1 pseudogene is annotated in these 348 nt (G+C 65.2%); it reads left to right on the top strand.

Features of this window, described 5'->3' with window-relative positions:
* A pseudogene (locus GA615_RS27275) lies at window positions 1-348 on the top strand (squalene--hopene cyclase); the annotation flags it as partial.

Below are 348 nucleotides of genomic sequence, written 5' to 3'. Positions count from 1 at the left end.
CTCAACGACGCGCAGACGACGGGCGAGTTGAGCGACGTGGCCCGCGAGGTGCTCGACATGATGTGGGCCGTACAACGCGAGGACGGTGGTTGGAATTGGCCGCATTGCGACTACGCGCCCCTGGAGATCGACGATCATTACGGTGTGACTCTTGCCGCGGTCACCGTTGGCATCGCCCCCGACGGCTACGCCGAGAGCCCGCAGGCTCGCGCCGGCCTCGAGAAGCTGCGCACTTATCTGGAGAACAACCCGCCCAAATCGCTGCATCATCGTGCCATGCTCGCCTGGGCTTCGGTCAGGGTTGATGGGATTGCCACGCCCGAGCAGCGCGACCGGACCTTGGCCGAA

Source organism: Tautonia marina (assembly GCF_009177065.1).
Classification (GTDB): domain Bacteria; phylum Planctomycetota; class Planctomycetia; order Isosphaerales; family Isosphaeraceae; genus Tautonia; species Tautonia marina.
The sequence above is the reverse complement of the archived record's forward strand: the minus strand, read 5'-3'. Positions and strand labels throughout refer to the sequence as shown.